Genomic DNA, 23,626 nt, shown 5'->3' with positions numbered 1-23,626 from the left:
AAAGGAGCGATGCCAGATGAGTGTAGTGATGCTTTTTCCAGGGCAAGGTTCACAGCGTTCCGGAATGTTGCATGAATTACCTGATCATTCTGTTATCAAGCAGACACTGACAGAAGCAGAAGAAATACTGCAATTATCGATCCAGCAACTGGATAGTGAAGAAGCATTACAGACAACAGATCATGTACAGATGTCTCTATGTATTGCAGGAGTAGCGGTGTCTAGAGCTTTGGCAGCAGAAGGTGTTTTTCCTGATCTGGTTGCAGGTCATAGTGCAGGTGCTTTTGCTGCGGCAGTGGTTGCCGGTTCACTTTCATTTCAAGATGCTCTGCATTTAACCCGTTTACGTGGACAATTGATGATGCAAGCTTATCCACAAGGGTATGGAATGGGCGTTATTACAGGAATGACTGCGCGTCAGGTCGAACAGATTCGCTTGGGTATTCATTCAGATGAACATCCCGTATATATCGCTAATCTAAATGCACCAACACAGATTACAGTAGCTGGACAATGGGAAGCGATCGATCAGTTGTTAACGACTTGCAAAAGTAATGGTGCGCATACTGCCAAACGACTCAATGTCAGTGTGCCTTCCCATTGTCCTTTGTTATCTTCGGTCTCTGATCAATTAGCTACAGCGCTGAGCAAGATGGAAGTATCTCGACCTAAGATTCCTTATGCAGGCAATTATAAAGGACGAGCTGTGCGTACAGCAGACGGTATTATCGAAGATTTGTCATTAAATATTGCACACCCTGTACGCTGGCATGAAGTAACGACTTTATTTTACGAACTGGGTGCTCGTTTATTTCTTGAAATGCCACCGGGTCAAGTGCTCAGTGGTCTGGCTTCTGCTGCTTTTCCAGAAGCACGTGTCGAATCACTGTCTTCCAGTCGTCTGGATAATGCTGTTATTTTAGCGAAGCGAGAGCAGAATACATTGTAGTTGGATATGATCATGTAGATATATACGTGTGATTTTGGTAAACATACGCGCTCTTATCTTCAAAAAGAGGGCGTATGTTTATATACATAGAAGAAGTGTACTATACTAAAGATAGTCATTATGTATAAATGACCATTTGATCGATTGTTGTTGCAGCGTATTAGAGAGGATGAGACAAAGATGGAAACGACACAAATTCATACACAATACGGAGAAATACAAGGTATACGTGAACATGGAGCAGTGATCTGGAAAGGAGTTCCTTTTGCAGAACCACCTGTGGGAGAACTGCGTTTTCAAGCTCCAAGACCGCCGCAACCATGGCAAGGTGTCAAAGAAGCATTGCATTTTGGTCCGATTTCTCCTCAGCCAGTATACGAGGGAGCGAGTATGTTTGGTTCTGGAAGTGAACCTCCTGTACAATCAGAAGATTGTCTGTATTTGAATATATGGGCTTCTGATAAATCCACTCAAAAACGACCTGTGATGGTCTGGATTCATGGCGGTTCTTTTGTAACAGGTGCAGGTAGTATTCCTTTATATGATGGAACATCGCTTGCAGTCAATGGAGATATGATTGTGATTACGATTAACTATAGATTAGGGCCGTTTGGATTTTTGAATTTGTCATCATATGGTGACGATTATCATGCTAATGTAGGCTTACTTGATCAGATTGCAGCATTAGAATGGGTCAAAAATAATATTGAAGCTTTTGGTGGCGATCCTGAACGAGTAACGGTGTTCGGCGAATCAGCAGGCGCGATGAGTATTGCGTCTTTACTAGCGATGCCAGCAGCTAAAGGTTTATTCCAAAGCGCTATTATGCAAAGTGGAGCCTCCCAAGCAATGCCAGCTGAAGTTAGCAGACAAATTGCAGACGGATTTGTACAAGCACTTGGTGTAGGTGAACAAGATTTATCCAAATTGTATACCGCTTCGACAGAAGAGATATTGCAAGCAGGTAATCGTGTTAGTCAAACGCTAGATAATGATACATGGGCGCTGTTATTCCAACCAACGATTCATCCACATACATTACCGGTCGAACCTGTACAAGCGATCAAAGATGGCTCTGCCAAACATATTCCTTTGATTATCGGTACTAACTTGGAAGAAGGTACATTATTTTTCAATCAACCGACTCAGTTAATGAGTGAAAGTCAAATTGTGAATATTGTCCAAGCGTTGCTCGGAGAAGATACTCATGGATTAGCGAAGCAATATCCGTTAACAGTAAGAGGTCATGCGGATCTGATGACTGATTTGTTCTTCTGGCGTTCGGCTTTACAATATGCAGAAGCACAGGTTGGGCATGCTCCTGTATGGATGTATCGATTTGATTGGTGTCAACCCGGTCATCCGTTGTTAGGAACAGCTACACATGGTGCTGAAATTGCATTTGCATTTAACAATCTACCTCTATTTGCACATCTTGGATTAGAAATAGATGAAGATACGTATAATCTAGCAGAGCAGATGCAGACCGCCTGGATTAATTTTGCACATAACAGTATGCCAGTCACAAGCAATTTGCCGTGGTCTGATTATGATCTCAAAGAGCGTTCCACAATGCTCTTTAATCGCGAACTGAATGTGGTACACGATCCAGAAAGTGCAAAACGTCAACAGTTGATTTCGTATTCTTAATCTGTTGTAGATGCAATAAATGATCTTAATAGGTAAATAAATAATGAGAGATGAACCGTTTATTAGGCGGTTCATCTTTTTTTGATATGAGATGCAACATCATAATTCGCAAATAAGAGATTTCCTTCAAAAAGAGATCATCCACACTATAAATCTATTTTTGCATAAAGGCGAAGGTCATTTTACCTAGAATTGAGGATTAAGAGCTATACAATATTTCAGTAATTTGTCGATATAATAGAGTAAATATCAGAAAAAGGTATACATAATTTTAGAAAAACATCTGTGTATCATTTACCTTCTATCTATAATTACTGATCTGGCTTTTATTTACTCGTATATACGCTATTTTGATTTTTGACATGTAAATATAAAAACGATGAAATGGGGAAAAATATTTGATTATACATATTACTGAACTCAAGCAAGGACAGCGGTTAAGCAGTGATACCTTTAATAGCTCGGGTGTCCCATTACTCAAAAAAGGAGTAGACATTAAAGAGGAAGATATCACTCTATTACTACGTCATAAAGTAGAATATGTGGATATTGAAGCAAAAGAAGAAATCAAGCCAGTCGCTGATATGATAGCGATTACAGGATTATCACCTGTGTTGAAAGAGAAAATCAATCGTTCGATTGATGCTTATCAGTCGATCTTTTTGGAAGCTCTTACGAAAGGCAAGTTCAATGCTGATGGGGTTGACGAGTTGTTGCAACCGTTACTGCTGGATCTGGATGCACAAAAAGATGTAGTCGCTCTTTTATTGCATTTAGAAAAAGAAGACGATCATCTGTATAGTCACTCGCTCAAAGTAGGATTGTTGAGTTACTATATTGCAGAATGGCTCGATTATTCCAAACATGATTGTTATCGAATCAGCAAAGCCGGGTATTTGCACGATATCGGCAAAAGCCGTTTGCCTTCTATTTTGCGTAGTCGTCCTGAAGAATTAAATGCTTCAGAGCTGAAAGAATACAAAAACCATACCACCTACGGCTACGATATTATTATGGAATCGATGAATGATAAAGTGACAGCATCTGTTGCTCTACAGCATCATGAACGTGGAGATGGCTCAGGATATCCGAATCGGTTGTACAAAAGAGGAATTCATCCGTTTACCCAGATCGTTTCAGTAGCAGATGTATTTGTAAATATGACTGCTGCCAAAAATGAACAAAACAAACAGGGGTTTGTTGCTGTGCTGCAAAGTATTTATGAATTAGGATTTTCCAAATTAAATGAAAAGCCTGTTCAAGCATTGATTCATCATCTTGCTCCTAATCTGATAGGCAAAAAAGTGCAATTAACTAATGGAGAACAGGGCACGATTATTTTAAATAATCCGCTCGATATTTTTAGACCATTGGTGCAGGTGAATGATCAATTTGTAGATTTGACTAAAGTAAGAGCACTGCATATTGAAGAGATTTTTGTGTAATCGTCAATAGAATAGATATCATTCAAGGGACTTGTTATTGCAAGTTCCTTTTTGTGTTGTGCGCTGTAAGCTATTGATATTGGATATCATTCCGTTAATGAATAGACAGAGATGGTTAATAGGTTGATACATCCTGATACGGATACATGGTTATTTTGTCGATCAAGGATAGGAATGGAGGCAGTCTAACGCTATGCAACATGAACTTCATGCTCACTCTAATCTATCGATTACGAATCAAATACAAGATCATGGACAAGATATGTTGATCTCTGTACCGAAGGAATTTAGCTTTACTGAAAATTACAGTCATTTATCAACGGCTACCAATGAAAGTCTATATACTTTACGAGACGGTATGATTTACAAAGCGATTGCTGTCGATCAAGAAGCGGCGATTGTAGAGATTAGCAATTATGATGAACACCATATGTTAATTCGATTCGTAGACGAACATCAGTCGATCTCATCTGCAGTACGTATAGGAGTTGCTCAATATGTATACGATTGGTTCGATCTAGGCACAGATTTAGCTCCTTTTTATAAAATGGCAGCTCAAGATCCTTTGCTAGAGCAAGCAGTTGTTTCCTTTTATGGATTGAGAAATATGGGTATCCCTGATCTGTATGAAGCAATTTGCTGGGGGATTCTAGGTCAACAGATCAATTTAGGATTTGCTTATACTTTAAAAAGACGATTGGTAGAACATTTTGGACAAGCGCTGACGTATGAAGGGGAGACGTACTGGCTTTTTCCAACAGCCGAAACGATCGCTAGCCTTACTGTAGATGAATTGTCTGCCGCAGGTATGACTACAGTCAAAAAGTGTGAATATCTGATTGATACTGCAAAGTTAATCGTAGATGGTACATTGTCCAAAGAACAATTATTACAAGTTACAGATGTCAAACAAGCTGAAAAATTACTGGTGAAAATTCGCGGTATCGGCCCTTGGACTGCTCATTATGTATTGATGCGCTGTCTACGCATGCCGTCTGCTTTTCCTATTGATGATGTAGGTCTACACAATTCGATTAAGCATGTATTGAAAATGGATGCCAAACCGACAAAAGCCCATATTTTAGAACTTTCCGCAGGTTGGACGTTATGGGAGTCCTATGCGACATTTTACTTGTGGCGGTTTTTATATTGAAAGTGTATAAGGTGTTTAATGGGAGGGACGCTACGGGCGGTGGATGGTTCCTATCGTCGCTGGTAAGATCGGATATCTTGAATGACCGTCTAGCGGCCGATATCCGAATCTTAAAGGCGACTTACGGAACAATCCTCCGCCCTTCGCTAGCAGCATTTGGAGGTGAACACAAGATATACACAGAAATATAATGGGGGATTGGTAGTGGGGAAGATTGAGGTAGTTTTAAGTTGCTATATTAAGTTTTTAGAAAAAAGGCTATTGAGTGATAATTGTAAGTAATCTAACAGTGATGAAGGTTCCTTTAAAGTGATGAGAGTTCCTTTGAAATGAAATGTTGACTGCTAGAGGAAATGTAATAAAAGGGATTATACTTTAATAGTGATAGTCAAAAAGATCGTAGTGTAGGAGTGATCTTCTTGCGATTAAAAATGTTATCATATAGTATTTAAGCAAGAATACGCATACATTTTGTACACTCTAAATATGATGGGGGATAACGAAATATGGGAAGTAGACGTGGAGTCATCGCTGAAGATTTATATCGCTTTAACTGGGTCAAAAATCCAGTCATTTCTCCGTTAGATGGTACGATTGTATATGAGGTGCAGAAAGTTAACGCCAAGCAAGACGGGTATGATTCGCATTTGCGCCGTATGAATGCAGACGGTAGTGAAGATATCCAATGGACTGCTGGACAAAGTGATCGCTTGCCTGCATGGTCACCGGATGGCAAACAGCTTGCTTTTTTACGTAAAAGTGGGACAGATCAGCATCCGCAAGTCTGGATCATGTCTGCTTATGGTGGAGAAGCGCATCAAGCAACAGATATGGCAGATGGAGTCGGTTCTTTTCTATGGTCGCCAGATAGTCAATCGTTATTAATTGCAGCAACAAATAAATCATCACAACCTCATCAAGCCATCTCTAATCAATCCGAACAATCAACATCGACACATGCAGATCATGCTGAGGATCAATCAGTTCCTTTATCGAAAAAGGCTATCGAAATCAATCGAATCATTTACAAATCAGATAGTAGTGGATTGTGGGATGGAGGTCGAACGCATTTATATGTACATAAGATAGCAGACCAGTCTGGAACATGGATTACGTCAGGAGATTACGATATTGACGATTTTGCATGGTCGCCGGATGGCAAACAAATCGCTTATATCGCTCATATCCCATCAGCAGATGAAGGTGATCCTGATTTTTCGCTTAAAAATGATCTGTTTACGATCAATGCAGAAGGTCATGAGCGCCATCAGTGGACACAACATCAATATGTGATTTCGAGTGTGAATTGGTCACCGGATGGACAATTTATTGCTATGGTAGCAGACGATCAGTCTTATTATAATGCTACGTTAAATCGATTGTATCAATTGTCATTAGCTACAGGAACGATCACTGGATTATATGATCATGATGATATTATGTTGTTGAATTCTGTAGTCGGGGATACAGGACTCAGTTCTACGTATAAGCCGATCTATCAAGCTAGTGGTCAAGCGATAGATGTGTTATGCACTACATTTGGAGCTTGTCATTTGCTATCGATAGCAACCGATGGATCAGGAGTGCAGACGATATTAGGTGGACAGCGTAATATTCATTATTTTGCCCGCACAGCAAAGCAACATCTAATCTTTATAGCGGCTGATCCACTACAACCGGGTGAATTATTTAGCTGGAATATAGAGACGGAAGTAGAGACACGTCTGACTCATCATAATGATGATTTGCTACAACAACTGATTTTGAGTAAGCCTGAAGAAATGAGTGTTACTTCTGTTGATGGCAAAAGTCTGCAAGCTTGGATTATGCGTCCGGCAGGTGATCAAGCAGATCATACCAAAGTACCGACGATTCTAGAAATTCATGGCGGGCCTCATGCGATGTACGGGTATACGTTTATGCTTGAATTTCAATTGTTAGTATCACAAGGGTATGCTGTCATTTTCGGTAATCCGCGGGGTAGTCATGGATATGGACAATTATTTGTAAATGCGTGCCGTCATGATTATGGTGGTGGAGATTATCAAGATTTAATGGAAATCACAGATTATGCGCTAGAACATTACGACTGGATCGACAAAGATCGCTTAGGTGTAACCGGCGGTAGCTATGGTGGATTTATGACCAACTGGATAGTAGGGCATACCGATCGTTTCAAAGCAGCAGTGACTCAGCGTTCGATCAGTAACTGGATTTCAATGTACGGAGTAAGTGATATTGGTTTTCACTTTGTAGAAGATCAGATTGCCGGTAATCCATGGGATCATTTGAATACGTTGTGGGATCATTCGCCATTAGCTTATGTGGCTAACGTCAAAACACCTATTTTGATTTTGCACGGGGAAAAAGATTTGCGTTGTCCGATTGAACAAGGAGAACAGTGGTTTATAGCGCTAAAACGGTTAGGTGCTGTGACCAAGTTTGTACGTTTCCCGGATGCCAATCATGAGTTATCTCGTAGCGGTCATCCACAATTACGTATACAACGACTCAATCATATTGTAGGTTGGTTCAATGAGTATTTATAAATGTACCTATAAGATTCAAACCAATGCTCCAAAAGTCAGATTGAAGGAGTTGAAGGCATATCGAGTATACCGTTCAAGAATTACACATTCGCCCGATAACTGAAGCTGATATCCCAATATTATGGGAATTGATATACAAAGAAGAATCTCCAGAATGGAAAAAGTGGGATGCTCCTTATTATGATCATGTTCACGTGCCGTATGAGCAATACTGGCAAGATCGACTACGTATTATAGACAGTCCAAGCTTTTGGATTATTGAAGTGAATCAGCATATCATCGGGATCGTCAGTTATTACTGGGAGCATGAACCTTCACTGTGGTTAGAGGTAGGGATTATTATTTATGAGCCTGCTTATTGGAGCGGAGGATACGGTACTAGAGCACTGACATTGTGGATCGATCATTTATTTACAGCAATGCCACTGGTACGAGTAGGTTTCACCACATGGTCAGGCAATGAACGGATGATTGCAGTCGGTTACAAATTAGGGATGACGATGGAAGCGCGTCTGCGTAAATGTAGATTGTATAACGGTGTCTACTATGATTCGATTCGTATGGGTATTTTACGTGAAGAATGGAATCAGCAGATGCAAAACGGAATCTAAATGATAAATAATCACGATTTATAAATATATATCGCTGTATACTACAGCAAAAACAGAGTCTATTCCTACATTGCGATAGGGATAGACTCTGTTTGTTTATACTCGTTATCAATTGGAGAATATGATTGAGCTATTTGATGGATTAATTAGATTCAGAAACTATTCTTTTACAAGTCCAAGTGAACGTTATTTTTATTTATCCAAACTATCATCGGATGGAGAAGGGGATGGTGATGGTTCAGGTATTGGATCGATAGTAGGTGTTTTGATTTTACTCATATATTCTAGAGCATTATAGATCATCACTGCTGCTTCTGCGCGAGTAACTTCGCCTTTCGGATCGAAATTACCTTTGCTATCTAATGTATTAATATCGAGTGCTAATGAACGTTGAATCGCTCCCTGATAAGAAGGATTGATTTTGCTATCGTCTTTGATATCAACCGGCTTAATATTAATCATAGGTAGATTGCCCGCTTTTTCCATCGCTTGCATCACAAATGTTGTGAATTGCTCTTTGGTCATTTTAGACGCAGGATTCACATTTTCAGGAATATCTACACCGTTAAGCTTGGCAATAATAAACGCATCAGAGTACCACACATTGTCTTTTACATTATCATAAGAGTCTTTTGCTTCTGGAGCTTTGATGAAGTTAAAAGCAGCAAGACTCAATTGGAAGCTTTTTACGATCATTTGCACGCCTTGTGCTGAATTGATGGTTTGATTAGGTTTGAATTGATCATCGGTAACACCGTTAATAAATCCACGATCTTTTAACGATTCAATTTTTTCATGTCCAGGTACTTTACTGATATCTGAAAAATCTCCACTCGCTGCAAAAGTTGGAGCACTCAACGATAATGTTAATACAGAAGCCGCTACTACAGTCATCCATTTTTGTTTATTTTTCATGATCCATCACCTCAATAAATTATTAGCCTGATTTGGCTTGCTTATCGTTACAGACGCAAGCTATTGCAAATAAGTTGCAAATGGATAGTTAAAAATTAATAGTTTAAATTTAGGAATATATTTTATTGGTTTTATATGTAACTAAAGTCATATTGTCGATTATAGGACTTTAGAATTTGTTTTCTACAGCATCCGACAAACGTGATCCTGGTTAACATAACCCTTTTGAACTTGGATCAGGGTCTATAGAATCAATTACCAAAAATATACTAAAATATGTGTTATTTATGTTTTCATTCGCAAAAAGCAGGGGTATATACACATTACAAGATACAAAACAAAAACAAACAAATTCGATGAACGAAAGGAAGCGTGAAGCAAATGAATATGAGTATCCACCACATGACACCATACAACCACAACCACTTCAGACAGCAATCTAACGCAACCGTTCAAAAAGCTGTAGACAAAGAAACACCTAAAAGCTTTCAAGATATTTTGAACGCACAATTGAGCTCTACACGAATCCCTGTTAAAACTCGTGCTTAATCCAAATAGTATAAAATAATATATACATATTAAGCATGTTTCTTTATGAATACATGCTTACCGTTATGCATACCATAGAACACCTGCAAAAGTAACCCGGTGAATATAATCACCAACGGTTACTTTTTTTGTTTGCTTTTTTTTATATCATCATGATATCGCTCTCATTAGTGAAAAAAGGTATGATAGAAAAGAAGAATAGATGTCTCAACAAATGACACATAAGCACAAGTTCGAGGAGGATATCATAATGGCTTTGATTCAATGTGATTTTTATTCAGAAGTACTAAGGCTTTCATCCACGATGAATGTCATTTTACCACAGGAAACTCATTCTCAGATCGGGATGGAAGGCAAAGTAACCGGTGGTAAGCATCCTACATTGTATTTGTTACATGGTCTTTCGGATGATCATTCGATCTGGTTACGACGGACATCGATTGAGCGTTATGCAGCAGAGTATGGTATTGCTGTTGTTATGCCTGCGGCGCATCGTAGCTTTTATACAGATATGAAGCAAGGTGGCGACTATTTTAAATTTGTCAGTGAAGAATTGCCACAGCTCGCAGAATCGTTTTTCCCGCTATCTAATCGTCGTGAGGATCGCTTTGTAGCAGGTTTATCTATGGGCGGATATGGAGCGCTCAAGCTAGGCTTACGCTTACCTGATCGTTACGCAGCGGCAGCAAGTCTTTCCGGTGCGACAGATGCGTCAGCTTTGTTCGAACGTGGCGATGTAGCGTACACTCAAGAACTAGAACGTATTTTTGGAACAGTAGAAGAGTTACGTGGTTCTGATAATGATTTATTCTATTTAGCTGAGCAATTAGCTTCAGATAAAAGTAAGCAAGCTCCACAATTGTATCAATGTTGTGGCACAGAAGATTTTTTGTATGATCATAATATTCGTTTTCGCGATCATGTGAATGGACTTGGACTGCAATTAACGTATGAGGAAGAGCCTGGAGAACATGAATGGGGATATTGGGATACCAAAATTCAGCGTGTCCTTGAATGGTTGCCTTTGCGCAAATCAATCTAGTGGATATAACACTTTAACATCACTAATAAAACCTACAACAAACAAAACCTACAATAAACAAAACCACCTGTCTTGTGCATGAAGCAAGGCAGGTGGTTTTGCTGTGTAGTGATTAGTTCTGATGAGATAAGTATACATATCTGATCGACTATATTATGAAGAAGCTTCGGCTTCCTGCATGACAATACGTTGTGTAGGATAAGCTAATTTTACTTTTTCTTCTTCTAAAATATCCAGAATCATCAAATTAAGATATTGACGATATTCTAGATTTTCGCCCCAGGCTGCTGTTTTGGTAAAACATTGCACCAGAATCCCCAGACTGCTTTCGTTAAATTCATTAAATTTGACCATTGCTGAATCATCTACAACATTCTCATCCTTTTCTAACTGAGATTGAATACGAGATACCACTCGTGATAATGCATCACGATTAGAATCTAGCGCAACCCGTAGTGGGAAAGAAATTTTGCGTTTCCCCATCTGACTACCATTTGTAATCGGCTGAGCTGCTAGTTTGGAATTCGGTACAATTACCAATGCATCGGTAAATGTGCGGATTTTGGAACTACGGAATGTAATATCTTCTACGATTCCTTCGATATCCGGTGTAGAGATCCAATCCCCTTTCGAAAAAGGTCTTTCCAAAATAATAATAATCCCTGCAATCACATTACTTAATGTCTCCTGAGCAGCGAGAGCGACAGCCAGACTCCCCAGTCCCATACCGGCGACTACACCGTTAATACTGAATCCCCATTCTCCACCCACAATTGTTATAACAAGTACTACCACGATCACACGCAATACTTTAGATAAAAAAGGAATAATCATACTGGTTGCATCTAATCCAAATCGCTTACTCATACCTTCTAGCATAATAGAAGAGGAGGCAGACACATTATAAATTCCCCAACCTAATAGAATAATACCGATACTACGATAAATACGATCTATACCGATAATAAAAGTCCATTGTTCATGCATAAAGTATCGTAACGCCAAATACGTTCCGATCAATGTGAAAAAAGCTTGTAAAGGTCGTTCAAATGCTTGTAACCAGCGAAGCATCGCTAAATGACCATCAAATCGTCGTAAAACAAAAGTGAACAAATAGCGTGTAAATAATTTGCGAAAAGCGAGAAAAATAAACAGGATAACGATTGATACAAGCAAATCGATCCAGCGGATATTGTAATACCACGCAACAATATTATCCCAAAACGAATATAAGTACATATCCACCATCCCTTGCTACATCTTCTATGTTGTTACGTATTATTAACCGATTTTCCAGTGCACGATAGAATGATTTCCAAAATCATAAAAAAAGCCTGCTCCAAAGGAACAGGCTTCTGATTGAATATTATATTCAAGTTAAGTATGCTTTGTGTTAACCGCGTGATCTTCTAGAAGAACGCATGATAGCACTCACGATAGCAATCACGATGACTGCACCGATAATCGCTTGAATAATAAAGAATCCACCGATTTCAGGACCCCAAGTACCAAGCAACATGTTACCTAACCAACCACCGATGAAACCAGCGATGATGTTACCAATAATACCACCTGGAACGTCACGTCCTACGATCATACCTGCGATCCAACCAATAATACCACCTACGATTAATGCCCATAACCAACCCATTGTTGTCGCCTCCTAATAATTGAATGTCTTTTTTAAGATAGTTGAATAACTACACTAAATCACTTTTCATAACATTTGTGTTACAACAAGCACTTAGAAGATTTATTCAGCAATCTCTTCTCGTCTATTTATTAACCATTGTTTAGCAATCGAAACCATATGTTCAAAATTTAATAAATAAATAACTAAAAATAATAGGTGGAATTCGATAAATGTGAAGAATGAATTATGTAAAAAAAGGCTGGAAACCAGCCTTTTTTGCTTTAGTCTGTGATGTTACCAGCCATTTTGAGACGCTTCGCAATTTCTTTGAAATCTTCTTGAGAAATTCCTGGAGCGAACTCTTCATCCAATGGAGGATACTCAGGAACAGGCACACCTTGAGGGAATCCATGAATCACTTCAAGCGGCAAACCGTCTTCTGGATGAGTACCTTTCCAGATCTGATCGATAGCTTTGAAGTCCTCTGTGCTATGTGTATACAGACGAGTATGAACGCCTTTTTCCTCGTATTTACGTGCTTCATTAAACGATTTGTTGCTTAACGAAGGAACAGGTACAAGTTTGGTTACATTGACGCCTGTTGCAACTTCAAGTGCTTTAGCATAAGCAACAACGTGTACACCGCCACGTACTAGAAGGAAACCAACAACTTCGCGTGCAGCTGGATGGTCAGTTGTTTCATAGACTTTCATTTTATGTGTTCTTGCGCCACACTCTAAGAAGAAGTTATGCAACAAATCTTCTACAAGATTACCGCTGTTAAATACATTATCACCTGTCCAAGGACGACCCATAGAATCACGAGGCATTGCACCTTGTGCGCCTGCTAAATGATGATAGCTTAGACGAACATCTTTAAGCGGATCAAGTGGTGTAGAATCAGGTTCGCCTGGCAAGCTAGAACCTGCCAAAATTTTGTTAATCCCATGGGCAACTAACTCAACGTGACCCAATTCTTCTGCTGTAATACTGGTTACCAGGTCATAAAAAGGCTTTAACTTGGATTTATTGCGGAAGTTAAACGATTGGAATAGATAGTTGTTCAAAGTCGACATTTCACCGAATTTACCACCTAGTAATTCTTGTACAGCCGCAGCTGCATTAGGATCTGGTTTTTTGACATCCGGGATTTCAATCATGATTTGGTCAAGACGTGTGAACATTATCTTACCTCCAGTATTATTGTATTTGTAGCCTTCTGCAAAAATGTTCAGCAATGGGTGTGCACCCAAATTGTTGAAATAAAAGGCCCTCTTAATCCATACCCTATATTGCCGAAAACAAACGCCATATATGAAGGAAATTCTAACCGACCATCGGTAAATAACAACTTGCTAAAAATATAAAGGAAGTAGACAAAGCTGTTAACAACTGGAAAGCGAGAAGCAACAATGATCTTAAGCGTTCTTGAAATAAATTTTTAAAAAATGTATAAAAAATGTATAATATGTGAAATGAGATGCTTTGAACTGTTCAACTAGATTCTGATAGAGATGTGGGATGATAAAAGCCGTGGATAATGACAAACAGCGTTTGAGTATAGAAACAGCAAGGTTGTATTACCTTTCTGATTATAGTCAACAAGAGATAGCGACTAAGCTAGGTGTATCTAGACCAACTGTATCTAGATTGCTACAGTATGCGAAAGAAAAAGGTTATGTGCGGATAGATATTGTAGATCCTTTAGAAGATTTGGATGCACTCGGAGAACAATTGAAAAAACGCTACGGATTAGATACAGTACATGTCTGTTATTCACCGATCAATGAATATAAAGAAATCCAAAAGCATATTAGCAAACGTGCCGCAGATTATTTATTTGATACTGTCAAAGACACCGATATTATTGGCGTCACATGGGGAACGACGATGCATGCAGTAGCAGAACATCTGGAACAGAAGCAAGTACGCGGAGTGGAAGTCGTACAGCTCAAAGGCGGAGTCAGCCACTCGCACGTAAACACGTATGCCGCAGAAACAGTCAATCTGTTTGCAGAAGCTTATCATACGATTGCTCGTTATTTGCCATTGCCTGTGATTTTCGATAGTATCGAGCTCAAAAAAATGGTGGATGAAGATCGTCATATTCAGCGTATTATTGAATTAGGTAGACAAGCGAATATCGCTGTATTTACAGTAGGTACAGTGAAAGAAGATGCGCTTTTGTTCAGGCTAGGTTACTTCAATGAAGAAGAACAACGGTTGTTACAACAGACCGGTGCTGGTGATATTTGTTCTCGCTTTTTTGATAAAGAAGGTAATATCTGTAGTCCTGCGATTAATGATCGTACAGTAGGCATAGATCTGGTCGATTTGCGTAAAAAAGAAAAATCAATACTGGTCGCTGGCGGTCAGCGCAAAATTGAAGCAATCGAAGCTGCGCTAATCGGCAAGTATGCTAACATTTTGGTAACAGATCAATTTACAGCCCAAGCATTATTAACATAAAAAAGAAAAAATATACTTATTTTATGTCAACAGTCTTTTACTGCTTTGTAAAAGGCTGTTTTTGTTTGTTTTGTGCGATATTGAAATAAAAATATAATCATCAACTTGTATTGACAATAGTTTTATTTTGAAATAAAATTAGTTCGAATTCGAACTAAGAGAGAAGGAGACATATTGAGTTCAAAAGATAGAGAGCAACATGAACAGTACGCACAAGCCGCTTTGAATAGTCCTACACCCTTAATCAAAAAAACATATATAACAATTAAGCGTCAGATTGAGCAGTCTTTACGCTCACTAGGTATGACTTCACAGCAAAGTCAGGCTTTATATGAAATAGCGACCCAACCCGGTATTACGAATCATGAGCTAGAACATCAATTACTGATAGAGAAATCTAGTGTGACCAGTCTGGTAAACGGTATTGAAAAAAGGGGCTGGATTGTACGCCGTTCTCATCCGAATGATGCTCGCATGAAGCAAATAATGCTCACTCCGGCAGGTCAGCAAAAGCATATTCAAGCTCAACAAGCCGTAAATGAAGTGAAAAGTCGTTCTGCTCATACATTTACCGATCAAGAGTTAACCCAGCTTAAAAAGTTGCTACAAAAATTAGTAGATGTGTATCAATAACAATCAAAATAAGCAGTAACGGTATGAGTAGAGAGGATGACAGCATAAGTGTCTACAAAACAAGAACGAGTCTATCCTAATGGCGATAAATTAATGCGTGTACTCGCATTTACATTAGTATTCTCGGTAATGAACGCTTCGATGTTCAATGTAGTAATGCCTACTATCAGTAAAGAATTTAATATTGGAGCCGCAGATGTAACATGGTTATTGACCGGTTATATGATTGTGTATGCTGTAGGTTCGGTCGTATATGGTAAGCTTGCGGATAAATATCGGTTAAAAGATTTGTTAACGTTCGGTCTGATCTTTTTTGCATTAGGATCTGTAGTTGGATTATTTGCTAGTGAATTTTGGATGATGGTGGTCGGACGTGTACTGCAAGCCGCCGGAGCCGCTGTAATTCCAGCGACAGCCATGATTGTACCTGTACGTTATTTTTCTCCTGAAAAAAGGGGTAGAGCACTGGGTACAACAGCGATTGGTCTATCTCTCGGAACAGCGATAGCACCGATTGTTGCCGGACTGATCACAAGCTTTGGAAGCTGGCGCTTTTTATTCTTATTATCTCTTTTCCCTTTGATTGCTTTGCCATTTTTCCGTAAATATCTTGATGATTATCGGGGCGAAGCGCAAAAGATCGATTTTATCGGTGGACTGTTATTAAGTGGAACTGTAGCGATGTTATTATTATCTATTTCTCAAGGAAACTGGTTGTTTGCTGTAATTGGAGTCATTTTGTTGATCTTATTTATTATTCGGATACGTACAGCAGCAGAGCCTTTTATCCAGCCCAAGTTGTTTAGCAACAAACAATATTCATTCGGGTTGTTGATTGCTTTTCTAGCGACAGGTCTTAGCTTTGGTTTACCGTATGTAACACCGCAATTTCTAAGTGCATTAAATGGATTATCTCCAGCATTGATCGGATTAATTATGTTCCCGGCGGCGATTTGTTCAGCTTTGTTAGGTCGTCAAGGTGGAAAGTTAGCCGATCGTAGAGGAAATCCATTACTTGTGTATATTGCGACAACATTAATTTTTATTTGTTTTGTCTCATTATCCATCGTGGTCGGAATATCTCCATATATCGTCTTATTTATTCTAATTTTCGGTAATGTAGGGCAGACCTTTATGCAGATAGCTATGTCTAATACGATCTCACGTACATTAACTAAAGATCAAGTCGGTGTAGGGATGGGATTGTTCTCACTGTTAAACTTTATAGCAGGAGCGACAGCAACCAGTATTATTGGTAAAATGATCGAAGCTAATCATGGCTCGGTTCATTTGAATCCGCTGGCAATATATGCAGACGGATACGTATTTAGCAATATTTTCTCTATACAAGCATTGTTAGCGATTGTGATTATTGTTTTATATTATGTACAATCTCGTATAATTACTCGTCCTGCCATTTCAAAATAACCAATCAAACCCCGTCAGCTTGGAAAGCGAACGGGGTTTTTGGTATAGATTTATTTGCAATAAAGCTGTTGTTCACATGCTAGTGATAGTATCGCTCTTATAGCCGAATAATGCGCCGATAATGCATCGAACTGATTCGTTCATTCCACTCCAATTGATCTTGATAAGGATTACGGTAATAAGTCGCTACAGGTAAATAACCTAATAAAATACCAACTCCTCCACAGATGCCACTACCACCGTCACTTCCTTTGTCGATCACCTGACCATCTGACGTAATCGTTAATTCTGCTTCATAAGGATCGCCAAGAAAATAAATACCGAATCCGTTCGGTTGTTCCAAGTCGTAAGGAAGTGCAGAGTCTGTATCAGAAGAGTCATCTTCGGCTGGATTTAGATTGCCGTAATGTCTGACATTCATCATATAGTCAAAGCTATCTCCCCATGGAAATAAGGTTCGAGTTCCACCGCCATATACATATTCCCATTCATCTTCGGTAAAAATAGTAAATGGATGTTCTAGAGAAAGCTTTTGCCATTCATGAACATCTTCTGTTTCTTCAAATACATAAATACGGATCTGTTGCCCGTCTCGTACGAAGCGATAATCTTGATACATTTCATGACTGCTATAATTTGAAAGGGAGAAGGTAGCGCGAGCATCTATAATCTCTTTATTTTCGATAGGATCAAGTTCTTCAAGTGTGTATTCCTGCCAACCTACAGAATGAGTACGGCGTTCTACTAATAACGATGGAATATGTACTGTTCGCACAGGAGACATTTGTTTGGCTATCATCGGTATAGCTTCGTCTATAGTTAGCTCGATTTCCTCTAATCCACTTTCCAAGTCCTCTAATGTAGATGGATCCCATGACACATAAGGATCATTCCAACCGAGTGTAACTTCATCACCAGGTACAAAAACAAACTCAGATTGTTGATATGAAAAAATACCTGTTTCGATCTGTTGTCCATATCTGTTAAAGGATTGCATGTTTTTCAAAGCAAACCCTTCAGGAAGACGGGTTACTAATTCTTGCAACCATTGAAGCCGCTGCTCACTATTAAGCTTATTCCATGTATAACGTGTCCATTGAGTCATGATCTAATCTTCCTTTCAGAAGTGAAGTGGTAAAGTCATAAAGGAAATCATCCATCAAAAAAGCTACATACAATACCGTATTATAACGAAAAAATAGCACGAATCCTACTTTCCTGTTACACTGATATGCGGCTAGCGGACAGAGTAATGCAATCTGCAAAAGAATGTTTACAAGATCATCAAATTGTGTCTGAACATAATTTCAAAAATCATTTTACATATGTTCATGTTGGTGTTATGATGTGGATATTGAAGCGATTTACTACTATGTTTCCTATCTAATTTACTCAAAGGAGCTTAAAAATATGAACTTAGCAAAATTGATCGACCATACGTTATTGAAAGCGGATGCTACACAAGCAGAAGTGACTAAATTGACAGAAGAAGCTAGAAAATATGAGTTCGCATCTGTATGTGTTAACCCAACATGGGTAGCGTACTGTGCAGAACAATTAAAAGGTAGCCCTGTCAAAGTATGTACGGTAATCGGATTCCCTCTAGGAGCAACAACTCCAGAAGTGAAAGCTTTTGAAGCAAGCAATGCTATTGCAAACGGTGCTACTGAAGTTGATATGGTTATCAATATCGGCGCATTGAAAGATGGTAATAACGAGCTAGTGCAACGTGATATCCAAGCTGTAGTAGATGCTGCTAAAGGTAAAGCTTTAGTCAAAGTCATTATCGAAACATGCTTACTAACAGACGAAGAAAAAGTTCGTGCTTCTGAATTGTCTGTAAAAGCTGGAGCTGATTTTGTAAAAACATCAACTGGTTTCTCTACAGGTGGAGCAACACCGGCAGACGTAGCTTTGATGCGCAAAACAGTAGGACCTGATGTTGGCGTAAAAGCATCTGGTGGCGTACGTAATCTTCAAGACTTGAACAACATGGTTGAAGCAGGTGCAACACGCATCGGTGCAAGCTCTGGTGTCAAAATCGTTGAAGGTGAAGAAGGAACTTCTTCTTACTAGCATTTGGCAGTAAAAATGCGACATCTTCTGGTAGGATGAAAAGTGATTTTTGCAAAGCAAAATATCTTACCTAAGCATTTGGCAGTAAAAATGCGACATCTTCTGGTAGGATGAAAAGTGATTTTTGCAAAGCAAAATATCTTACCCAAGCATTTGGCAGTAAAAATACGACATTTATCTTACCAATCTAATTATCTTATCCGTCAGAGGAGAGACCTATCATGAAAGATCAATTGATTCAAGCAGCAATAGAAGCACGTAAAAATGCCTATGTACCTTATTCTAAGTTTCAAGTAGGTGCTGCTCTGCTTGCAGATGGCAAAGTCTACGGGGGATGTAATGTAGAAAATGCTTCTTATGGTCTTACCAATTGTGCAGAACGTACCGCTATTTTCAAAGCTGCATCTGAAGGTCAGCGTAAGATCGAAGCGATTGCGATCGTAGCGGATACAGAAGGTCCGGTCTCTCCTTGTGGTGCTTGTCGTCAAGTTATTGCTGAATTCAGTGATGAGAATACGAAAGTATACCTGACTAACCTTAAAGGTGATGTTACCGAGTGGACGATATCTCAAATGTTACCGGGATTTTTCCAGGCACATGATATGGACCATAGCCAGCCTGCTGAATAATCCAAAAAAAGAATATATCCGCAAGGATTTGTTCTTTTTTACGAATAATGTAAGCGCTTAATGTATAATTTCTGATTATTTCAATTTGTTTCAAAAGATTTTAAGTAAGTGATTATGAAGCAGAGTGCAGAATGGGAGCTAATTATTTATGAATTATATTATCGCAATTTTGGGGATTCTTTTGGTGTTTGCATTAGCTTACTTGGGAAGTAACAATAGAAAAAATATTCGTTATCGTCCATTGTTTGTTATGATCGTGTTGCAAGCCATTTTAGCATTTCTACTTCTAAATACAGTAGTAGGAACATGGATTATCGGAGGATTTGCAGCAGTATTTACACATTTATTAGCATATGCTGGTGAAGGTATTAGCTTTGTATTTGGTGGTATTGCTAACGAAGGTTCTTCACCGTTCTTCTTAGGCGTATTGATGCCTATCGTATTTATCTCAGCTTTGATCGGTATTCTGCAATACTTCAAAATTCTACCGTTTATTATTAAATACATTGGTCTTGTGCTTAGTAAAGTCAACGGTATGGGTAGATTGGAATCATACAATGCGGTTGCATCTGCAATCCTAGGTCAATCTGAAGTATTTATCTCTGTTAAAAAACAAATCGGTGCGCTTCCTAAAAACCGTCTGTATACACTTTGTGCATCTGCAATGTCTACGGTATCAATGTCTATCGTAGGTGCGTATATGCAAATGCTTAAACCTGAATATGTTGTAACTGCATTAGTGCTTAACTTATTCGGTGGCTTTATTATCGCTTCTATTATCAATCCTTATGTTGTTACCAAAGAAGAAGATATTTTAGAAGTACAAGAAGAAGAGAAACAATCCTTCTTCGAAATGTTGGGCGAATATATTTTAGATGGATTTAAAGTTGCTATTATTGTAGCAGCCATGTTGATTGGTTTCGTAGCATTGATCGGTATGATCAACGGTCTATTCGGCTTAATCTTCGGTATTACGTTCCAACAAATCTTGGGTTATATCTTCTCACCATTTGCATTCATGATGGGTGTTCCGTGGAGTGAAGCTGTAACAGCAGGTAGTATTATGGCAACGAAATTGGTATCGAACGAGTTCGTAGCGATGCTAGATCTAGTTAAACACACAGAACTTAGCTCACGTACACTAGGTATCGTATCTGTATTCTTAGTATCTTTCGCTAACTTCTCTTCTATCGGTATTATTGCTGGTGCTGTAAAAGGTCTACACGAGAAACAAGGTAATGTTGTAGCTCGCTTTGGACTGAAACTGTTATATGGTGCTACACTGGTAAGTGTGCTTTCTGCTACAATTACAGGGTTGTTCTTAAAATAAGTAAGATGTCTCCACATTTGTTACCATCAATACAGTTTGGTTTATAATTAGAGGAGCAATGTTACATCTTCATATCATGAACCGACTTTTCAAAAAGCAGATATAGGTATAACATAGAGCATTTGGTACACTATTTTTGCATAAGCATGATAGCAGCCAAATGCTCTACTGCGCATTTTGGATATGGGAATGTATACGAGCAACGAGCACAATAGAATATGGACAACATTGAAAGGGGTAATACAAATGAGCGAATTTAAACGTATTCATCTAGTAGTTATGGATTCAGTAGGAATCGGAGAAGCACCGGATGCGGCTGAATTTGGAGATGTTGATGTCGATACATTCGGACATATTGCACGCGAAAATGGCGGTCTGAATATGCCACATATGGCAAGTCTAGGATTATCAAACATCAGCGAGATTCAAGGCGTACCTGTAGCTGATCAACCGCTTGCTTATTACACTAAAATGCAAGAAGCATCCCGCGGTAAAGATACAATGACAGGACACTGGGAGATCATGGGATTATATATTGATACACCTTTCCGTGTATTCCCGGACGGATTCCCGGATGAATTGATTGGACGCATCGAAGAAAAAACAGGACGTAAAGTGATTGGTAACAAACCTGCAAGTGGAACAGAAATTATGGATGAACTAGGCGAAGAACATGTGAAAACAGGCGCACTAATTATCTATACTTCTGCAGATTCCGTATTGCAAATTGCAGCACACGAAGATGTTGTTCCTTTGAAAGAATTGTATGAAATCTGTGAATTCTGTCGTGAGATTACACTTGAAGATCCGTACATGTTGGGACGTATTATCGCTCGTCCATTTATCGGCGAAGTAGGTAACTTCCAACGTACATCCAATCGTCATGACTATGCACTCAAACCGTTCAAACCGACGACAATGAACGCTTTGCAAGATGCAGGTCTAGATGTAATTGCTATCGGTAAAATCGCTGATATCTACGATGGTGAAGGCGTAACAGAATCGATTCGTACCAAGTCTAATATGGACGGTATGGATCAACTGGTGAATGTGCTAGCGAAGCCTTTCCATGGACTAAGCTTCTTGAATCTGGTTGACTTTGATGCGCTATTCGGACACCGCCGCGATCCTAAAGGATACGCTGACGCGTTGGAAGAATACGATGCTCGCTTACCAGAAGTATTTGCAGGTATGGAAGAAGATGATCTATTGATCATTACAGCTGACCACGGTAACGATCCAACCTACACAGGAACAGATCATACTCGTGAATATGTACCATTACTTGTATACTCCAAACGTTTTGCTAATGGTGGTAAAGAATTGTCATTACGTACAACATTCTCAGACATCGCTGCTACAGTAGCCGAAAACTTCGGTGTAACAAGCCCTGAGTACGGAACAAGCTTCCTGTCTGATCTTAAGTAATATAAAACATGCATCAAATTTGTTAAGAAACGATAGAAATCCCAAAGACGAAGCTTACATCTATTGAGGTATCACAAAGAAGTATCAAACCATACCCCAATAACCCGTAGCCCAATCCTAAACCCATGTCTAAAATCAATATCAATGTTTATCATTTAATCCTTGCCCTACCCGGTCAAGCGAATCCCAGCGCTGACCACCAATCTTTTTGTTTTATCATATTGTTGCATCCGCACAGAGCGAAGGCTAATGGATTGGAGTGTAGTCTCTCCTCGTAAGTATAGATATCGACTGCATCAGCAGTCTTTCAAGATATCTATGCTTACCAGAGAGCGGAACCCAATCCATTAGCCGTAGCGGATCAACACAAGCAACCACTATTAAACACACACTTTGGAGGTTTTTATAAAATGAGCGTTCATATTGAAGCCAAAGCTGGCGAAATCGCTGAAACAATTCTTTTACCAGGTGATCCACTTCGTGCTAAATACATCGCAGACACGTATCTTGAAGATGTAGTCTGCTACAATCAAGTGCGCGGTATGCTTGGATTTACAGGAACATACAAAGGTAACCGTATCTCTGTACAAGGTACAGGTATGGGCTTGCCATCGATCAGCATCTATGTCAATGAACTGATCAGCGAATACGGCGTCAAAAACTTGATCCGTGTGGGTACATGTGGCGGAATGCAAGAAAATGTACGTGTTCGTGACGTCATTTTGGCACAAGCATGTTGTACCGATTCCAGCATGAACCGTCATATTTTCGGCGGATACGATTTCTCACCTGTAGCTAGTTTCCCTTTACTAAAAGCTGCGTATGATCGTGGTGTAGAAAAAGGATTGAACTTGCATGTAGGTAACGTGTTCAGTTCAGATTCATTCTACCGCGACGACAAAACAGTAACAGGACTATTAATGCAATATGGCGTACTAGGCGTTGAAATGGAAACAAGCGCATTGTACACATTAGCAGCGAAGTTTGGTGTGAATGCTTTGACGATTTTGACAGTAAGTGATCACTTGCTAACAGGCGAAGAAACTACATCTGAAGAAAGACAATCTACATTTAACGAAATGATGGAAGTTGCACTAGATGCAGCAATCTCTTTTCAAAAATAAAACGTACAAGGAG

General features: G+C 39.2%; 20 protein-coding genes. 15 read left to right on the top strand and 5 right to left on the bottom strand.

Features of this window, described 5'->3' with window-relative positions:
- Window positions 1–16 precede the first annotated feature (16 nt).
- The 6 genes from mdcH to PQ456_RS16565 all read left to right on the top strand — a co-directional run bounded on the left by mdcH (window position 17) and on the right by PQ456_RS16565 (window position 8,357).
- Window positions 17–949, top strand: a complete 933-nt coding sequence (mdcH, locus tag PQ456_RS16590) for a malonate decarboxylase subunit epsilon (protein WP_273613288.1) — start codon at window positions 17–19, stop codon at window positions 947–949.
- Window positions 950–1,129: 180 nt separating this feature from the next.
- The gene (locus PQ456_RS16585) at window positions 1,130–2,599 is read left to right on the top strand and encodes a carboxylesterase/lipase family protein (RefSeq protein WP_273613287.1); all 1,470 of its coding nucleotides are present in this window, start codon (window positions 1,130–1,132) and stop codon (window positions 2,597–2,599) included.
- Between the two features lie 398 nt (window positions 2,600–2,997).
- Window positions 2,998–4,044 (top strand): HD-GYP domain-containing protein, encoded by a 1,047-nt coding sequence (locus PQ456_RS16580; protein ID WP_273613286.1) that lies wholly within the window; start codon window positions 2,998–3,000, stop codon window positions 4,042–4,044.
- A 193-nt stretch (window positions 4,045–4,237) separates the two neighbouring features.
- The gene (locus PQ456_RS16575; protein WP_273613285.1) at window positions 4,238–5,197 is read left to right on the top strand and encodes a DNA-3-methyladenine glycosylase family protein; all 960 of its coding nucleotides are present in this window, start codon (window positions 4,238–4,240) and stop codon (window positions 5,195–5,197) included.
- A gap of 506 nt (window positions 5,198–5,703) precedes the next feature.
- Window positions 5,704–7,746, top strand: a complete 2,043-nt coding sequence (locus PQ456_RS16570; protein WP_273613284.1) for an alpha/beta hydrolase family protein — start codon at window positions 5,704–5,706, stop codon at window positions 7,744–7,746.
- A gap of 59 nt (window positions 7,747–7,805) precedes the next feature.
- Window positions 7,806–8,357, top strand: coding sequence for a GNAT family N-acetyltransferase (locus tag PQ456_RS16565; RefSeq protein WP_273616342.1), 552 nt, complete (start codon window positions 7,806–7,808; stop codon window positions 8,355–8,357).
- A gap of 192 nt (window positions 8,358–8,549) precedes the next feature.
- Here the strand turns inward: PQ456_RS16565 and PQ456_RS16560 are convergent, their stop codons facing one another.
- Complete coding sequence (locus PQ456_RS16560) at window positions 8,550–9,272, bottom strand: S-layer homology domain-containing protein (RefSeq protein ID WP_273613283.1); 723 nt, start codon at window positions 9,270–9,272, stop codon at window positions 8,550–8,552.
- A 799-nt stretch (window positions 9,273–10,071) separates the two neighbouring features.
- Between PQ456_RS16560 and PQ456_RS16555 the strand changes: the two genes are divergently transcribed.
- Complete coding sequence (locus tag PQ456_RS16555) at window positions 10,072–10,863, top strand: alpha/beta hydrolase (RefSeq protein WP_273613282.1); 792 nt, start codon at window positions 10,072–10,074, stop codon at window positions 10,861–10,863.
- Window positions 10,864–11,016: 153 nt separating this feature from the next.
- Here the strand turns inward: PQ456_RS16555 and PQ456_RS16550 are convergent, their stop codons facing one another.
- The 3 genes from PQ456_RS16550 to PQ456_RS16540 all read right to left on the bottom strand — a co-directional run bounded on the left by PQ456_RS16550 (window position 11,017) and on the right by PQ456_RS16540 (window position 13,680).
- Window positions 11,017–12,102 carry a mechanosensitive ion channel family protein gene (locus PQ456_RS16550; protein WP_273613281.1) on the bottom strand — a complete coding sequence of 362 codons (1,086 nt, stop codon included), beginning with the start codon at window positions 12,100–12,102 and terminating at the stop codon, window positions 11,017–11,019.
- A 154-nt stretch (window positions 12,103–12,256) separates the two neighbouring features.
- Complete coding sequence (locus PQ456_RS16545) at window positions 12,257–12,514, bottom strand: GlsB/YeaQ/YmgE family stress response membrane protein (RefSeq protein ID WP_069329254.1); 258 nt, start codon at window positions 12,512–12,514, stop codon at window positions 12,257–12,259.
- A gap of 263 nt (window positions 12,515–12,777) precedes the next feature.
- Entirely contained in the window at window positions 12,778–13,680 is a 903-nt protein-coding gene (locus PQ456_RS16540) for a manganese catalase family protein (protein ID WP_273613280.1), read from the bottom strand.
- Window positions 13,681–14,029: 349 nt separating this feature from the next.
- Here PQ456_RS16540 and PQ456_RS16535 point away from each other — a divergent pair, with 349 nt between their 5' ends.
- From PQ456_RS16535 to PQ456_RS16525, 3 genes are all read left to right on the top strand, one after another.
- Window positions 14,030–14,965: a DNA-binding transcriptional repressor DeoR gene (locus tag PQ456_RS16535; RefSeq protein WP_273613279.1), complete on the top strand. Its 936-nt coding sequence runs from the start codon at window positions 14,030–14,032 to the stop codon at window positions 14,963–14,965.
- A 174-nt stretch (window positions 14,966–15,139) separates the two neighbouring features.
- Window positions 15,140–15,598, top strand: a complete 459-nt coding sequence (locus PQ456_RS16530) for a MarR family winged helix-turn-helix transcriptional regulator (RefSeq protein WP_273613278.1) — start codon at window positions 15,140–15,142, stop codon at window positions 15,596–15,598.
- Window positions 15,599–15,691: 93 nt separating this feature from the next.
- On the top strand, window positions 15,692–17,026 hold the full coding sequence (locus PQ456_RS16525; protein ID WP_273616341.1) for an MFS transporter: 1,335 nt from the start codon (window positions 15,692–15,694) through the stop codon (window positions 17,024–17,026).
- 97 nt (window positions 17,027–17,123) lie between these two features.
- On the opposite strand, the gene PQ456_RS16520 is transcribed toward PQ456_RS16525, so the two are convergent.
- Window positions 17,124–18,131: a formylglycine-generating enzyme family protein gene (locus PQ456_RS16520; protein WP_273613277.1), complete on the bottom strand. Its 1,008-nt coding sequence runs from the start codon at window positions 18,129–18,131 to the stop codon at window positions 17,124–17,126.
- 305 nt (window positions 18,132–18,436) lie between these two features.
- Here PQ456_RS16520 and deoC point away from each other — a divergent pair, with 305 nt between their 5' ends.
- The 5 genes from deoC (at window position 18,437) to deoD (ending at window position 23,613) form a co-directional block, all read left to right on the top strand.
- Entirely contained in the window at window positions 18,437–19,102 is a 666-nt protein-coding gene (gene deoC, locus PQ456_RS16515) for a deoxyribose-phosphate aldolase (protein WP_069329256.1), read from the top strand.
- Between the two features lie 221 nt (window positions 19,103–19,323).
- Complete coding sequence (locus PQ456_RS16510; RefSeq protein ID WP_273613276.1) at window positions 19,324–19,731, top strand: cytidine deaminase; 408 nt, start codon at window positions 19,324–19,326, stop codon at window positions 19,729–19,731.
- A gap of 148 nt (window positions 19,732–19,879) precedes the next feature.
- A complete protein-coding gene (locus PQ456_RS16505) occupies window positions 19,880–21,061 on the top strand; it encodes a NupC/NupG family nucleoside CNT transporter (protein ID WP_273613275.1) in 1,182 nt (393 codons plus the stop codon).
- A gap of 246 nt (window positions 21,062–21,307) precedes the next feature.
- Window positions 21,308–22,489 (top strand): phosphopentomutase, encoded by a 1,182-nt coding sequence (gene deoB / locus PQ456_RS16500; RefSeq protein ID WP_273613274.1) that lies wholly within the window; start codon window positions 21,308–21,310, stop codon window positions 22,487–22,489.
- Window positions 22,490–22,899: 410 nt separating this feature from the next.
- On the top strand, window positions 22,900–23,613 hold the full coding sequence (gene deoD / locus PQ456_RS16495; protein WP_069329260.1) for a purine-nucleoside phosphorylase: 714 nt from the start codon (window positions 22,900–22,902) through the stop codon (window positions 23,611–23,613).
- Window positions 23,614–23,626: the final 13 nt, after the last annotated feature.

The organism is Paenibacillus kyungheensis, assembly GCF_028606985.1.
In the GTDB taxonomy this organism is placed as follows: Bacteria; Bacillota; Bacilli; order Paenibacillales; family Paenibacillaceae; genus Saccharibacillus; species Saccharibacillus kyungheensis.
Note: the sequence above shows the minus strand (reverse complement) of the source record. Positions and strands in the feature narration are given on the sequence as shown.